Origin of the sequence: Rufibacter immobilis (genome assembly GCF_003721565.1) — a bacterium.
Lineage (GTDB): Bacteria > Bacteroidota > Bacteroidia > Cytophagales > Hymenobacteraceae > Nibribacter > Nibribacter immobilis.
This window is the reverse complement of record NZ_RJJE01000009.1, coordinates 593,750-609,165: the sequence shown is the minus strand read 5'-3', so window position 1 is coordinate 609,165 and position 15,416 is coordinate 593,750. Positions and strand designations below refer to the sequence as shown.

The window sequence follows — 15,416 nt, the reverse complement described above, 5'->3', positions numbered from 1 at the left end:
TGAACTATGGATTTAGAGAACCTGAGCTCCAACAGCGAGAATATTGAAAACACCGGCTACCTCATATTAAAAGCTTTCAAAGCCAAAGGTATCCAGGCAGAAGAGGTATTGGCCTGGACGGATATTTATCCGTTTCTGCACCAGGAAGATGAGAAGTACCATTATAAAGACGTGCAGAAACGCGCCGAGGAACATTTGCGCAACCAGGGCTATGCCACTCCAGATCCGGCTGGGCTACGCCTGACGCCTGTAGGCTACAAAGCCGTGCAGGAGTTGGAGGACGAAGATCTAAGTCAAAGCAACGCACGTTAATTGGTAGCCATGCAGACGTTTTGGAGGAGTTTTGGGAAAAAGAGGCGCGAAACGTCTTATGCAATCACAATAGCTATCTGCGGGGCAATAGCTGTAAGCTGTACCTCTTCAAGAGATAATCCTGCCCTGGAGTCTCCTGAGCCGGTGCGCACGTACAGAGCTACCCCCACAGTGAGGGACATGAATGAGCAGGCGAGCCAGGTAAACCAGAAGAAAAACATTGAGGACCGAAATCTCAATTCTCCCGGAAACCAGACGCCGGCCGTGCGTAGCCAGAAAATTTTGCCCGGCAGGCAGCCGGTTGCACCAGATACCATTCGGCGGCCCGCCATGCCGCCCAGCATAGGAAACACCACCGGGGGCTGATTACCTGGTTTCGTTCAGTTTTTGGAAAAAGACCCCCTAAACTCCCTTTGTCTACCTGCGGTTTTACAAGCAGGTAGACAAAGGGAGTTTTTGTTATGGTGCCGCCTATTTCTTGTGAGGTAGAAGATGTTAAAAAAAATTATTAATTTATTTTTGTTTAGACTAATTCTAAACAATAGGTTTGTAGCATCAATTAATCTACTTAATAGTGCTGCCTCCTCTCACTGTGTTTCCTCAACGTCACATCTTTTTTATGCTGCTTCTGTTGGTAGGGGGCAGGGTAGTTGGGCAAACCAGAATCAATGGGCTCATTACAAACGCTCAGAAAGAGTCTCTTCCCTTCGCCCGCGTCCACTTGGTAGAACCCCATATTTTTGTGGGTGCCAATGAGAAAGGCGAGTTTAGCCATACGTTTCCCACTGATCAGACCTATACCAAAATTACGGTGGTGGCCAGTTACGTAGGTAAAAAAGAGCAGCGCCAGGTGGTGTCACTGGTGAAAAACCAAACAGCCTCCGTCTTCTTTATTCTGGAGGACAACAACCTGTACCTGAATGAAGTAGAGGTGAACGCACTGCGCCAGCATACAAATAACTCCAACTCTTCCATCGTCATCGGGCAGAACGCCATTGAGCAGATCCAGCCCTACAGTCTCTCTGATATTTTGCTCAATCTGTTACCAGGGCAGACCATTCTCAATCCAGACCTACAGTCGGCTAAGGCTATCAATCTCAGGAGTGTCTCCACGGGGAATCATGCGCTGAACAACCAATTCGGGACCAGTATTGTCTTGGATGGGGAGGCTCTTTCCAACAATGCAAACTTGCAGACTACCTTTAGTGGCCGCAGCGAGACCTTAGATCAACTTAACCCCAGAGGCTACAGCTCGGGAGATTACACTTTTAGTTCAACTGACTTGCGGCAGATTCCAGCCAGCAATATTGAGAAGATTGAGGTGATACAAGGGGTGGCCTCGGCCAAATACGGAGATATGACCTCTGGGGCTATTCTCATTGACCGCAAAGCCGGAATGTCACCCTGGAGTCTCTCGGCCCGCTTTCAGAACGGCACCGATAATTTTTCGTTAGGCAAAGGGTTTAAGATAGGTCCTCGGCTGGGTGCTCTGAACGTCTCACTGGATTACCTCAATGCCACTCCCAGCACTACAGATAAGCTTAAGTCGTACCGTAGAGTTTCTGCCGGAGTCCTCTGGTCTACGCATCTAGACAAAGCCCGCAAAATCAGCAGTAACCTGGGCATAGACTATTCTTCCAGCTTTGATAACTGGAAAACAGACCCTGATGATGCCACGCGCCATGTGAAAACAGAGAACAGTAATGTACGGGTGAATTACCGGGGAAGCTGGCGGGCAGAATTGCCCTTGGTTGATGTGTTGACCTACAGTTTGGCTTACAGCAATGCCCAGCAATACTCCTATGAATCTTGGTACTTAAATCCTGGTACCAAGCCCGTTCCCGTGTCAGCGGAAGTGGGGGTGGTGGAAGGCGGATATTCCTATCCCAACTATAACGCAGAAAGCAGTATTACTGGTAACCCCATGCGCTGGAGCGGAAGTTTGGGTGCGTCTTGGAGATTAACGACTGGTGCTGTGGTGCATACCTTTTCTTATGGGATCAATTACAGCTATGAGACCAACCGGGGAAATGGCTTGGATGTAGACCCTTACCGGCCTTTCCGTACCAGCGACTCCTACATGCGGGACTATGATTTTTACACCACTCCGGCATTGAGCAACCTGGGGGTTTACCTGGAAGACGGGCTCAGTGGGGAGGTAATGGGGAAAAAGTGGCGAGCTTCTGTAGGGGTACGTGGCGACAAGCAGTTTCATTATTTCTCGCTCTCTCCAAGGGTAAACGCCGCTTTAGAACTTAACCCTGCACTCTCCTTGAATGCGGCATACGGGATATCCACCAAATCGCCGGGGATCGTACACGTGCAGGCAAAACCCATCTATTATGACTTCCCGCTCATTAACCACTATACCAATAACTACAGAGAGAACTTGTACCTCCTGTATACCACCAAAGTAGTGCCAGACAATAGCAAGCTCAACCCTATGCGCAGCCGTAGCATAGAAGTGGGCTTGCAGTATCAGCAGCCTAGGTTTCAGGTCTCTGTCACAGCATTTCACCGGCGTACAGACAAAGGCTTTACTCCGCACAAGCGCGTGCAGATTATAGACATACCCCAATACCAGATTCTGGAAGCTAGACCCAATGAGCAACCAGTCTATGAACCTACGGGTGCCTCTACCCCGGGCTATGCTTTTTACTCTCAGTTTGCCAATGCCTTAAATACCAAAGACACCGGTTTGGAATTTATGCTGAGTACGGCTAAGGTGAGGGCACTGCAAACTTCCTTCAACTTCTCTACTACCCTGTATTACTCCAACTACTACAATAGTTTATACCAGGTAGAGCAGCCCACCATCTGGAATTATGAAAAAGAGGCACTTATAGGGGTTTACCAAAGTGGGTTTTCTGAAGGGCTCCGCACGCTTTCCACCCTATCAACCACGCACCATATCTCACGCCTGGGGTTACTGGTGAACCTGCGGGCACAATTCTTCTGGGATGAATGGACTAAGGCAAATCCTAAATCAGTTTATCCGGTGGCCTATTATAACGCCGATGGCCAATTCATTACAATACCAGAGGCGGAGCGCACTTATGACCAATACGCCCATCTATTAAAAGAGGAAACCAGCAAAACCCGTATTTATCAAAACTTGATTTACTCTAATTACCACATTAGCCTGGCCAAGGAAGTGCGGCGCGTGTTCCGGCTTTCTTTCTACGCCAATAACTTCCTCAACTACCGCCCTGAGTATTATGATGCCAAGGCCAAAGAGCGCAAAGTCCTGAATCAAGCCCCATCCTTCGGGATGGAAATAAGATTAACCCTAAAGTAGACAACCATAAAGACACAGACTATGAAGCAACTTAAACTCTTTTTGCTGGCGTTGTTGCCCCTCTTTTTACTTTCTTGTGAGGAAGATGATTCCCCTCTGGTGCAGCCTACTACCTTTGAAGTGGCGGTTAAGTTTGGCAGCGCCTATGCTGGCCAGGTAGCCCCTAACCTTACCGTCAAAGTGACCAATGCAGACAGTAAAATATCAACGGAGGCTACCACCAATTCTCTGGGCATAGCCCGGTTTGAGAACCTACCCGTAGGTATCTATGATATTTCTGTGAGCCGGACCTATACCCCCGCGCAGTTTCTGGAATTTGCCGGGGTTACCGTTGAAAGTGACGTTATTTTTAATGCTTCCCTTACCAACCAAACCATTAACACCAGCAGCAGCAACTTCTTTGCACTAGAGCTGAAATCATCGCCGGTGGGTAGTCTTTTGATTAAGCAGATATATTATGCTGGCTCCAATGCCAAAGACGGGGCGCTTTACCGTGATCAATTCATTGAGATCTACAACAACTCAGACCAGGTGGCATACGCAGATGGCCTCTGCTTTGGGCAAGTGTATGGCTTAGGAGCCAACGCAAAGATAGAGCAGACCTATCTACAACCCAACGGGCAATACAACTGGAATGCGGCGTTAAATATGCCGTCTGGTATTGATGCCAACGGAGAGTATGTCTACATGGAATCTTTCTTTGAACTGCCGGGCACTGGTACACAATACCCAATTGAGCCTGGTAAAAGTATTGTCATCGCCCAGAACGCATTAAATCACAAGGCTCCTTACCAGAACCAAAAAGGGGAAACCATCACGCCCAATGACCCAAGCCTGACGGTAGACTTGAGCGGTGCCGATTTTGAGGCTTTTTACAACCAGGCCTTTAACTCAGATATAGATAATCCTGCCGTTCCTAACATCATCCTGCACCAGACTTATGGCAAAGATATGCTTCTTGACAACCCTGGTAGAGATGCTTATGTTCTTGTGAAGAAACAGGGGCCGCTTAGTTCCTTAAAGCAATATTCTGCCCCCGAAGTAAGAACCATCACGGCAACCACTAAACTGTACTACCAGATACCCAACACTTGGGTCATTGACGCCGTGGAGGCACAACAGAGCCCCGCAAAACTGATTCCTAAGAAACTGACCGATGACCTGGATGCTGGCTATACCTATACGCCCCTAGGTTCTTACTCATCACAGTCGGTAATCCGGAAGGTGGTGAAGAACTTCAACGGGCGCAACATCTTGCAAGACACCAATAATTCCACTAATGACTTCAAAGTGCTGGACAGAGCACAGCCCAGAGGTTTCTAATGCGCATCCTTTTTACCGTTTTCAGTTTATTTCTACCCATGTGGGGGCATGCGCAGCAGAATGATTCTCTCCATGATCAATCTGCTGGTGCGGCCTTTCAGACTGTAGGATTATATCACCAGCGCCTGTACTCTTTATATGAGCAGGTGCCGGGGCAAGTCTTGTTTCATCCCTCGGCAGGGTACAGCCACAGTACGTTAGAGTTTATGAGGGCTAGCGGCAGTTGGCGTACGCCGCAGTTGCCGGAACGCAATACGCAATACAAGATTGCCTCACGCGGAGTAACGCAAGTGAACAAATTCAAGCTCTGGGGAGATTTCCAGTACCGGCGTAATCTGGAAGACAGCATAGGCTGGCGGCTGAAACCAGACCAGGCTGACATAAGCCCGTACTACCTCGCCAACATCCGTCCCGGCAACTGGGACAACCATGAGTATCAACTGAAAGGTACCGGAGGCGTGCCACTTACCCGACGGCTAAGCCTGGTGGCCGGTGCCCAGTTAGAAACGGGCACATACGGGCGGTCTAATGATCCCAGGGCTGACATCACCCGGTACCGGCTCACCGTAGATGGAGGTTTGGGCTACCGTATAGGGCCAGTGACGGCAGTTCTTTCTGGCCGGTATGGGTACGGCGAGGAAGTTGCCTCTGTCTCCTATCAGAACATCATGAACCAGTCAGATGGGCGACCTGAGTATACGACACAGGATGTCATGGGGTATGGCTATTACCGTATTGTGTCCAGCAAACGCAACCTGTATGAGTTTCGCAACCTTAAGGGCGGGAGTCTGGTGCTACAGGCCGGGCAATTTAATGTAGGGTATAGCTACCAATTGGTAGACAGGAGGTACCGCCGTAAAATAGACGCCACCGGAGACATAAGTCCTTACTCGCCTATAGGGGAAGTCACCCAGAAAGAACATAGAGTAGTTTCCAGCTATACGTGGGCGGGAGACCTGGCTCAGCGGCTATGGGGTGGAGAACTCCGCTATACACACGTCAAAGACTTCAACCAGCTCATTATCCAGGGAAATAACTATCTAGGGATAGCCAAAGAAGCTGTTTTTACTTATAATGAGAAACGCCCAGCGTGGGAATTTGGCCTGAAGGGTAGTTACCAGAGCGTGTCAAAAAAGGACGGAACAGCCTCTGTAGATTATCTGGTGCAGACGTTGACGCTAAGTGGGCAGGCGGCCAAAGAGCTTCCCTGGGGCAAAGACTTCGTTCGGCTGAAAGCCCAACTGGGTTACCGAACCGATCTGAACTCGCACCTTACCATTGGGAGCCAGTACAATGCGTTTATGACGGGTGTCATCTTGCCAGACTTTACCTACTACAGCAGTGAGCAGGTAGAAGCTGGCTTACAGGCAGGGTATGGGGTAAAGGTAAAGCAAGTGATGCTCATGCCAGCGGTCCATTATACATGGCAACAGGCGCTTTCGCCACAGTCGCTTCCCCAGACTGCTTTTGCGCCTGGGAACAACTACCAAACCTGGGCTTTGCAACTGAACATCTATCTTTGAGCCAAGTCCTATGCCGTTTTAGGCCTTTTTTTCTGAAATCAGCTTAAAAGCTCTGTTATGGTTTCATTCATTTTCGCTTACTCAAGTTAAGACAAGACTTACCTGTACCTTGCCATGCGTACGAAACTTTATCTGCTAGCCCTCTCCGGGGTGTTCTTCCTAGGGTCGGCGTTTGTTACCCTCACAGACCAACCTTTTACCTTGGAGCAACTGCGTCAGCTCTACAGTCAGCCTACCAGCCAGTGGCCTAAACCAGACGTAGACCCAGACATTAAGAATTTTCAGGAACTAGGCGTTCGGCCCGATCCTAAATTCCCGAAGGACAACCCGTACTCAGAGAAGAAAGCCGAGCTGGGCAAGTTCCTGTTCTTTGACCCCCGCTTGTCTGTGAGCGGGCAGATTGCCTGCGCCTCCTGCCATGAACCGCAGCTGGGCTGGGGCGACGGCAAACAGGTGTCTCTGGGCCATGACCGGCAGCCTGGCAAGCGCAACGCCATGACCCTGCTCAACGTCTGGAACAACGAGCACCTTTTCTGGGACGGCCGCGCTAACAGCCTGGAGCACCAGATGCGGTTCCCGGTGCAGGACAGGGTGGAGATGAACCATGAGCTGACCCAGATGGAGAAGAACCTGAACAAAATCAAAGGCTACCAGGTGCTGTTCAAAGAAGTCTTCGGGAAGGAGAGATTCACCATTCAGGAGATAGCGCAGGCCTTGACCACCTTTGAACGCACCATCGTGAGCCGCAAAAGCCGTTTTGACCGTTTCCTGGAAGGCAAAAAGAATGAACTCACAGATCTGGAAATCAAAGGCCTGCACCTGTTTAGAACCAAGGCCCGCTGCATCAACTGCCACAACGGTCCGCTGTTCACAGACAACCAGTTCCACAACGTGGGGCTTACCTACTACGGCCGCAAATACGAAGACCTGGGCCGCTACCACGTGACCAAACGCGCCGAAGACGTGGGGAAATTCCGGACGCCTTCCCTGCGCGATGTGGTCTACACCGCTCCCTACTTCCACAACGGGCTCTTCCCCACGCTAGACGGCACACTCAACATGTACAACATGGGCATGCCCAACCTGCAACCCACCACTGCGGCCCAGAAAGCAGATACGCTGTTCCCCAAAACCTCCAGCCACCTCAAGCCGCTGGGTTTGTCTGAAGACGAGAAACAAGCCGTGATCGCGTTTCTGGGCGCCATCTCATCGGTGCAGCAGCGCATCAACCAACCGGAGCTTCCGCAGTAATTTTGCAGATGTTCTAACAGGCGTTTAGGGGCTCTTTTTCTTAAAACAGGCTTAAACTGGAACCCAACTTTTGCCCCGGCGCGAGTCTCCAGACTCGTGCCGATAGGTGTGTGGAGTCTCCAGACTCCATTTCCGTACATGCTCGGCTCATGGTTCCCGGCGAGTCTGGAGACTCGCTTCATCCTTTGTCACGAGACAAAAGTCTCGCGCCAGGAAAGTGAAGAAAGGTGTAGGTGTTTTAGCCTTGTTTTCAGAAAAAGAGCCGCTAAACGCTGGGTGTTCACAGAAGAAAAGGTTGCCTGCATTTTCTGTATATTTGCCTTTTCAAAGAAAGAACATGGCTGAAACTACCTATCCCCAACGATATACCTTGACCGCCGCGCTGCCCTACGCCAACGGCCCCGTACATATTGGGCACCTGGCGGGCGTGTACATTCCGGCCGACATTTACGCCCGTTATCTGCGTTCCAGAGGGCGCGATGTGAAGTTTGTCTGCGGGTCAGATGAGCACGGCGTGCCTATTACCATCCGGGCCAAGAAAGAAGGCATCACGCCGCAGCAGGCCGTTGACAAATACCACGAGCTCATCAAGCAGAGCTTCGCTGATTTCAACATCTCGTTTGACATCTATTCCCGCACCTCGTCCAAGACGCACGCCGAGGTTTCCTCGGGTTTCTTCCTGAAGCTCTACAACGAAGGCAAGTTCATAGAGCAGACCACCCAGCAGTACTATGACGAGAAAGCCCAGCAGTTCCTGGCAGACCGTTACATTGTGGGCACCTGCCCCAAGTGCGGCAACGAGAACGCCTACGGCGACCAGTGCGAAAGCTGCGGCACGTCCCTCAACGCCACCGACCTCATCAACCCGAAAAGTACCCTCAGCGGTGAGCCGCCCGTGCTGCGCGAAACCAAACACTGGTACCTGCCTTTAGACCAATATGAAGCCTGGCTGCGCGAATGGATTGTGGAAGGCCACAAGCAAGACTGGAAAACCAACGTCTATGGCCAGTGCAAAAGCTGGATTGACCAAGGCCTGCAGCCCCGCGCAGTGACCCGCGACTTGGACTGGGGCGTGCCCGTGCCCGTAGAAGGCGCCGAAGGGAAAGTGCTCTACGTGTGGTTCGATGCGCCCATCGGCTACATCTCGGCTACCAAAGACTTGACTCCGGATTGGGAACTGTACTGGAAAGACCAGAACACCAAGCTGGTTCACTTTATTGGCAAAGACAACATTGTGTTCCACTGCATCATTTTCCCGGCCATGCTTAAGGCCCACGGCGATTATGTGCTCCCCGACAACGTGCCCGCCAACGAGTTCCTGAACCTGGAAGGCAACAAAATCTCCACCTCGCGCAACTGGGCGGTGTGGCTGCACGAATATTTAGAGGAACTGCCCGGCAAAGCCGATGTGTTGCGCTACGTGCTCTGCGCCAACGCCCCCGAGACCAAAGACAACGACTTCACCTGGAAAGATTTCCAGGCCCGGAACAACAACGAACTGCTGGCCATCTTCGGGAATTTCATTAACCGCGCGGTGGTGCTCACGCATAAATATTACCAGGGCGCCGTTCCGCAACGCGGCGAATTGACGGACTTTGACCAGGAAGTGCTGGCACAACTGGCCGGGTTCCCCGAGAAAATTGCTGCCTCCCTGGAGCAGTACCGTTTCAAGGAAGCCCTGGGCGAACTCATGAACCTGGCCCGCCTGGGCAACAAGTACCTCGCCGATACCGAGCCGTGGAAACTCATCAAAACCGATGCCGCGCGCGTGGAAACCATCCTAAACATCGCGCTGCAGATTTCGGGTAGTCTGGCTATTCTGGCAGAGCCGTTCCTGCCGCAAACCGCTGCTAAACTGGCGGCCATGCTCCACTACACCCCAGGCAAATGGGATGAGGCGGGTTCTACAGACTTGCTTGCGGCCGGGCACACCATCGGCGAAGCCGCGCTGTTGTTTGAGAAGATTGAAGACGCCGTGATTGAGGCCCAGGTGCAGAAACTGCTGGACACCAAGAAAGCCAATGAGATAGCCAACGCTGTGGCGGCCCCGGCCAAAGAGAACATCACCTTTGAGGATTTCTCTAAAATTGACATCCGCATCGGCACTATTCTGGAGGCCGAGAAAGTAGCCAAAACCAAAAAACTCCTCAAACTGAAGGTGGACACCGGCCTTGACCAGCGCACCATTGTGAGCGGCATCGCCGAGCACTTCAACCCCGAGGAAATTATTGGTCAGCAGGTAAGCGTGTTGGTAAACCTCGCGCCGCGCGAAATCAAAGGTATTGTGAGCCAAGGCATGCTGCTCATGGCCGAGAACGCTGATGGCTCTCTGGCCTTTATGCAACCGTCTAAACCGGTGGTGAACGGCGGGGGCGTTTCTTAAGAATTGAGAATTAGAAATTAAGAATTAAAAATGGAATGCTGTTTAGGGGGCGTTTTTCTGAAAACAGCACCTAAACAGAAAACAGAAAAGCCTCACTGGTTTCTTTACCGGTGAGGCTTTTCTGTTTTCTGTTACTGTCATCCTTTCAGGAGGACAAATGGGAGTGGACGGGGCAAGGCGATTTTATTGGGTGGCCAGTGATTTCCAATGAGTCCATTTTATACTAGTAGCACAATCTTCCCAATATGAGCGCTGCTTTCCATCAAGGTATGGGCCTGGGCGGCTTCTTCCAGGGGGAACGTTTGGGATAGCACCGGCTTGAATTTTTTGGCTTCCAGCAAAGGCCAGACGTGCTGCTCTATCTCTGCGGCAAGGGCGGCTTTGAAATTAGCGTCACGGGGGCGGAGGGTGCTGCCGGTAAGGGTGAGGCGCTTCTGCATGACCTGCATCACGTTGAATTCGCCTTTGGCGCCCTGCATGGCGTTGATGAACACCAGGCGGCCGTCTGGCCTGAGCAGGTTCAGGTTCTTGGGGATGTAGTCGCCGCCTACCATGTCCAGAATCACGTCAACGCCCTCGGGTTGCAAGGCTTCCTCAAAATTTTCGGTTTTATAGTTGAGGCACCGCTCAGCGCCCAGTTCCTCGCAGGCCCGGCATTTCTCTGCGCTACCCGCCGTGGCGAAGACGCGAGCTCCCAGGGCCTTGGCCAGTTGAATGGTCGTGATGCCGATGCCGCTGCTTCCGCCGTGCACCAGAAAGTTTTCCCCGGCCTTCAGCTGCCCCCGTTGGAAGACGTTGTGCCAGACCGTGAACACCGTCTCGGGAAGGGACGCGGCCTCTTCAAAACTCCAGCCTTGGGGCAGGGGCAGGCAGTGGCGGGCATCTACCACCACGTATTCGGCGTAGCCGCCGCCGGGCAAGAGCGCACAGACGGCCTCACCCTTCTGCCAGCGCGCCACGTGTGCCCCGCACGCTTCAATGATACCGGCTATCTCCAAACCCGGAATGTCTGCCGGGGCACCCGCTGGGGGCGGATAATTACCTTTGCGCTGGGCCACATCGGGCCGATTGACACCGGCTGCTTTCACCCGCACCAGCACCTGGTGGGCCTCTGGGGTAGGAACAGGACGCTCCTGCACTTGCAGAACTTCCGGCGCGCCGGGAGCTGAAATAACCACTGCTTTCATAGGAACCGAAGGAGTAGGTAGATTTGCGTTTAGGGGCTGTTTTTCTAAAAAAAGCCCGAAAACAGGATTAAGACTTGGGTGTTTCTGGAAAAGCGGGCACCACCTGCACAAACACCGGCGAAGGCAACTCCACTGATTTACCTGTGTAGGTGAGCTTGCCAGTTTGGGTGTCTACTTTGAACGTGGTGATGTTGTTGGAACGCTGGTTGGCCACCAACAGCGTTTTCCCTGAGGGCGAAAACCCGAAATTGCGGGGCCAGTTGCCCTGCACATTCTCATGCTGCACCAAGGTAAGTTTGCCGCTGGTCTGGTCAATACTGAACACCACTATGCTGTTGTGCCCACGGTTAGACCCGTACACAAACCGGCCGTCTTTGGAAACGTGCACATCGGCGCAGAAGCTTTCGCCGGTGAAGCCCGCCGGCAGGGTGGAGACGGTTTCCAGTTCGGTGAACGTGCCCGTGGCGGCGTTATAGATTAGGGCCGTGAGGGTAGAATTCAATTCACTGATCACGTAGGCAAAGCGTTGGTTGGGGTGGAAGGTGAGGTGGCGCGGTCCGGCCCCTGGTTTGGCCGTGAACGCGGGCTGCGCCTGGCGCTCCAGTTTGCCATTGGCTTTGTCCAGTTTGTAGCCGATGATCTGGTCTATGCCCAAATCTACCGCCAGGGCGAAGTCGTTTTTGGGGTCTGGTACAATGCAGTGGGCGTGCGCCGTTTTCTGCTCTTTTCTGGGGCCGCTTCCTTCATGCTGATCAGAATCGGTGGCGGTGCTCAGCTTCCCGTCGGCCTCAATCCTGAACGCCGCTACGTTCCCGCCGGAATAATTAGCCACCAGGGCCACTTTTTCAGATTGATCCAGACTGATATAGCAGGGCGCGCCGCCCAGGGTAGGCTGTTGGTTCAGGAGGGTGAGGTTGCCGGTGCGCTGGTCTATGGAAAACGCACTTACCCCGCCGCCTTTCTGCCCCTGGAACTGGGCGGTCTCGTTCACGGCGTATAAATGTCTGCGGTCTTTGTCCAGGGCCAGGAAAGAAGGATTCTCCACGCCTTTCACACCCAATACCTTAGTGAGTTCACCTGTCTCCTCGTTCAAGCGGTACCCAAAAATACTTTCAGCGTCTGATTTTGCATACGTGCCCACGTAAACCATCATTTCTCGGTTTGATTTGCCTTGTTTAACGAAGGTACAGGCCGCTAGGGTTATGCTGAGCAACAGCAGAAGAGGAAAGGTTCTCATGGAAGATAGAAGTTGTTGTGAATGGAAAGATGCCCAAAAGATACGAAAGCCGGAACTGGAAATGCGTTTAGCGCCTCTTTTTGGAAAAACAGCCCCTAAACGCAAAAGGGCTAAACGGCGGTTTGCTGTAGCCGTCGCACCACCCCGTAGAACCCCACGGCCGCCACCAGACACAAGACGCTACCGCTCCACCACAGGGTGTTAAACCCGTACGCGGCAATGGTGCTGGTGCCAATATACGGACCCAGAATGTGTGCCGCCGAGTAGGAAAGGCTATACAAGCCCATGTAGGCGCCCCGGTTATGCGGGCCGGAGCGTTGCACGGTGAGCGTACTCATGAACGGCATGGCCAGAATCTCAGAGAGGCTCATGAGCAAGACGGAAAGCACCAGCACCCAGAACCCCTGGAACAGGTTCAGGACCACAAAGCCCAACGCCAGCAGCAGCAAGCCCAGCACAATCATTTTCCAGACCGCGTGCCTCTCACCAATGAGGTACACAATGATCATCTCCAGCAGAAACACCACCATTCCGTTAAAGGCCAGCAGGCCGCCAATTTCCAGCTCAGACAATTGGTACACGCGCCTGAAATAGAGGGGCATGGTGGAGAAGAACTGAAAGAAGGCCACCGCAAAAAAGCAGCACAGCACCGTGAAAAGCAGGAACAGTCCATCCCTGTAAGGCGAGCGGGGGACGGGAACCACCTGAGTATCTTGGGGCTGATCTGCCTTGGCCGGGGTGTGGCCCTGCCGGTGCCGGAAGTAGAAAAAGAAAAGCGCCCCCGCCGAAAGGCACGTGATCCCATCTGCCATGAACAGCCACTGGTAAGACACAGACGCCAGCACTCCTCCCAAAGCCGGGCCAATGGAAAACCCCAGGTTAATGGCCATTCGGTTGAGGGAGAAAGCGCGGGTTACGTTCTCGGGGCGGGCGTAGGAACTCACCGAGGAAGCATTGGCCGGGCGCAGACACTCCGTGAGCAAACTGAGCAGGAAAATTCCGCCGGCAAACCACTCAAACTGCTTCAGGGTGAGCATCACGAAGAACCAGCTGCCGCCCAAGACCAGACTCAGGAGCTGTACCTTGAAGTGCCCGATCCGGTCGGTGAGCCAGCCGCCCAGAAAAGTGCCGCACATAGAACCCACCCCGAAAATGCTCAGCAGAAGCCCCACCTGTTGCAGGGTAAAATCCAGGGCCTCGGTGAGATAGACGCTCAGGAAGGGGACTACCATGGCGCCGCTCCGGTTGATGAACATCACGCCCGCCAGGAGCCAGGCTTCTCTGGAGAGCCCGCCAAAAGCGTTTCGGTAGAGGGATAAGATCTGGTGCATGCGCTAGGTTAAGGGGCAAAAGTAGAGAAATGCCGGAAATCTTCACGCGTATAACCGGTAAATACAACCCTCTGGCCAGTAGCAGTGTCCGTTGAACGAGTAACGCCTACAAACCAACCAAGACTACGTATATTGTATATGGATTATAAATACTGTATTTTATTCAATATATAATATGGTCTTACCTAACATTAATGCGCTTGCAGATAGCCCCAGCAGGGAAGCGGCACGGCTACAGGCCCTCCAGCAATACGAACTGCTGGATACTTCCGCCGAGCAGGAACTGGATGAGCTGACCGAACTGGCCTCGCAGCTCTGCGGCGTGCCCATCTCCCTCATCACCCTGGTGGCCGAGAAAAGACAGTGGTTTAAGTCAAAGGTTGGGCTTGATCTCTCTGAAACCCCCAGAACCGTTTCCTTCTGCCACCATGCCATCACAGACAGTCAGGTGTTTGAAGTCATGGACGCCCGCACCGATTACCGCTTTCAGGACAACCCCTTGGTGACGGGTAATCCCAACATTCGGTTCTACGCGGGCATGCCCCTGATCACGCCACAGGGACACGCGCTGGGCACCCTATGCATCATTGACACTGAGCCCCGCATTTTAACCATTGAGCAGCGCCAAGCGCTGGAAGTGTTGGCCAGGCAGGTCATGCTGCATTTTGAGCTTAGGCGGAGTAGGTTGGAGCGGGAAAAGGAAAAACAGAAACTGTACCAGGTGCTGGCGGAGCTACAACAGGTGAAAACCCAGGTGGAGAACCTGCCCGCCGCTGCCGGTACGCAAGACAGGCTTCTGGCTTTGCAGGAAAAACTGGAGAACGTAGTGCAGCGCCTGGAAACTCTGGCTTCGGCGTAGCCGATGAGGGAAAAGATTAAAAACAGGTGGCGTTTAGAGGCCGTTTTTCCAAAAGTAGCCCCTAAACGCAAACCCGTAGCTGTTACCGCAAATGCCTATTTGTTGAAGAAGTTCATGGTGCGCTCCAAGCCAATGGTCCCGAAGGAAAGGCACATGTCGGCGGCTTTCTCAATATAGGTGGCCAGGTCAATCTGCTCGTCTTCTGAGAAAGGGCTCAGTACGTAATCTACCTGGCGGCCTTTGGAGAATTGCGCGTCTACCCCAAACCGCAGGCGCGGGTAGTCATTGCTGCCCAGCGTCTCTTCAATGTGCTTAAGGCCGTTGTGGCCGCCCGCGCTGCCCTTGGCCCGCATCCGCAGCTTACCATATGGCAACGCCAGGTCATCTGTAATCACCAGCATCTGCGAGGCCGGAATCTTGAGCACGCTCAGCCAGTGCGCCACCGCCTTGCCGCTCAGGTTCATGTACGTGGTGGGTTTTACCAGCGTGAAATGCTTGCCCTTGTACTTAAACTCGGTCACGAAGGAGTGGCGGCCTGTGTCAAAAGATACCTCGTGCTTTTTGGCCAGGTAATCCAAGACCATAAACCCGATGTTGTGGCGCGTGTTCGCATATTCTGGGCCAATGTTGCCAAGGCCTACCAGTAAGTATTTCATATCAGTTGGAAGGTCATCTGTTGGTACCGAGGTCTTTTTTCCGCCCAGCCAGTTGA

13 protein-coding genes are annotated in these 15,416 nt (G+C 52.8%); 8 read left to right on the top strand and 5 right to left on the bottom strand.

Going from position 1 to position 15,416, the window contains the following annotated elements; all coding sequences use genetic code 11:
- The first annotated feature begins 6 nt into the window (after positions 1 to 6).
- The gene (locus tag EFA69_RS09790; RefSeq protein WP_123132901.1) at positions 7 to 312 is read left to right on the top strand and encodes a hypothetical protein; all 306 of its coding nucleotides are present in this window, start codon (positions 7 to 9) and stop codon (positions 310 to 312) included.
- A 56-nt stretch (positions 313 to 368) separates the two neighbouring features.
- Here EFA69_RS09790 and EFA69_RS20610 read toward each other — a convergent pair whose 3' ends face one another.
- Entirely contained in the window at positions 369 to 494 is a 126-nt protein-coding gene (locus EFA69_RS20610) for a hypothetical protein (protein WP_262696980.1), read from the bottom strand.
- On the opposite strand from EFA69_RS20610, the gene EFA69_RS09785 reads away from it, so the two are divergent.
- From EFA69_RS09785 to metG, 6 genes are all read left to right on the top strand, one after another.
- Positions 493 to 678 carry a hypothetical protein gene (locus tag EFA69_RS09785; RefSeq protein WP_123132900.1) on the top strand — a complete coding sequence of 62 codons (186 nt, stop codon included), beginning with the start codon at positions 493 to 495 and terminating at the stop codon, positions 676 to 678. The two genes, EFA69_RS20610 and EFA69_RS09785, sit on opposite strands and share 2 nt — an antisense overlap.
- Before the next feature lie 253 nt (positions 679 to 931).
- Entirely contained in the window at positions 932 to 3,610 is a 2,679-nt protein-coding gene (locus EFA69_RS09780) for a TonB-dependent receptor (RefSeq protein ID WP_123132899.1), read from the top strand.
- 21 nt (positions 3,611 to 3,631) lie between these two features.
- Positions 3,632 to 4,933 (top strand): DUF4876 domain-containing protein, encoded by a 1,302-nt coding sequence (locus EFA69_RS09775; protein WP_123132898.1) that lies wholly within the window; start codon positions 3,632 to 3,634, stop codon positions 4,931 to 4,933.
- Positions 4,933 to 6,456 carry a DUF6850 family outer membrane beta-barrel protein gene (locus EFA69_RS09770; RefSeq protein WP_123132897.1) on the top strand — a complete coding sequence of 508 codons (1,524 nt, stop codon included), beginning with the start codon at positions 4,933 to 4,935 and terminating at the stop codon, positions 6,454 to 6,456. Before EFA69_RS09775 ends, EFA69_RS09770 begins: the two co-directional genes overlap by 1 nt.
- Before the next feature lie 114 nt (positions 6,457 to 6,570).
- Positions 6,571 to 7,707 (top strand): cytochrome-c peroxidase, encoded by a 1,137-nt coding sequence (locus tag EFA69_RS09765; RefSeq protein ID WP_123132896.1) that lies wholly within the window; start codon positions 6,571 to 6,573, stop codon positions 7,705 to 7,707.
- A 337-nt stretch (positions 7,708 to 8,044) separates the two neighbouring features.
- Positions 8,045 to 10,090 (top strand): methionine--tRNA ligase, encoded by a 2,046-nt coding sequence (gene metG, locus EFA69_RS09760; RefSeq protein WP_123133445.1) that lies wholly within the window; start codon positions 8,045 to 8,047, stop codon positions 10,088 to 10,090.
- Positions 10,091 to 10,308: 218 nt separating this feature from the next.
- Here the strand turns inward: metG and EFA69_RS09755 are convergent, their stop codons facing one another.
- From EFA69_RS09755 to EFA69_RS09745, 3 genes are all read right to left on the bottom strand, one after another.
- Positions 10,309 to 11,277 carry an NAD(P)H-quinone oxidoreductase gene (locus EFA69_RS09755; protein WP_123132895.1) on the bottom strand — a complete coding sequence of 323 codons (969 nt, stop codon included), beginning with the start codon at positions 11,275 to 11,277 and terminating at the stop codon, positions 10,309 to 10,311.
- 67 nt (positions 11,278 to 11,344) lie between these two features.
- Positions 11,345 to 12,514 carry a lactonase family protein gene (locus EFA69_RS09750; protein ID WP_123132894.1) on the bottom strand — a complete coding sequence of 390 codons (1,170 nt, stop codon included), beginning with the start codon at positions 12,512 to 12,514 and terminating at the stop codon, positions 11,345 to 11,347.
- Between the two features lie 110 nt (positions 12,515 to 12,624).
- Entirely contained in the window at positions 12,625 to 13,845 is a 1,221-nt protein-coding gene (locus tag EFA69_RS09745) for an MFS transporter (RefSeq protein ID WP_123132893.1), read from the bottom strand.
- 175 nt (positions 13,846 to 14,020) lie between these two features.
- Here EFA69_RS09745 and EFA69_RS09740 point away from each other — a divergent pair, with 175 nt between their 5' ends.
- Positions 14,021 to 14,704, top strand: coding sequence for a GAF domain-containing protein (locus EFA69_RS09740; protein WP_123132892.1), 684 nt, complete (start codon positions 14,021 to 14,023; stop codon positions 14,702 to 14,704).
- Between the two features lie 95 nt (positions 14,705 to 14,799).
- On the opposite strand, the gene pth is transcribed toward EFA69_RS09740, so the two are convergent.
- Positions 14,800 to 15,360 (bottom strand): aminoacyl-tRNA hydrolase, encoded by a 561-nt coding sequence (gene pth, locus EFA69_RS09735; RefSeq protein WP_123132891.1) that lies wholly within the window; start codon positions 15,358 to 15,360, stop codon positions 14,800 to 14,802.
- Between the last annotated feature and the right edge of the window lie 56 nt (positions 15,361 to 15,416).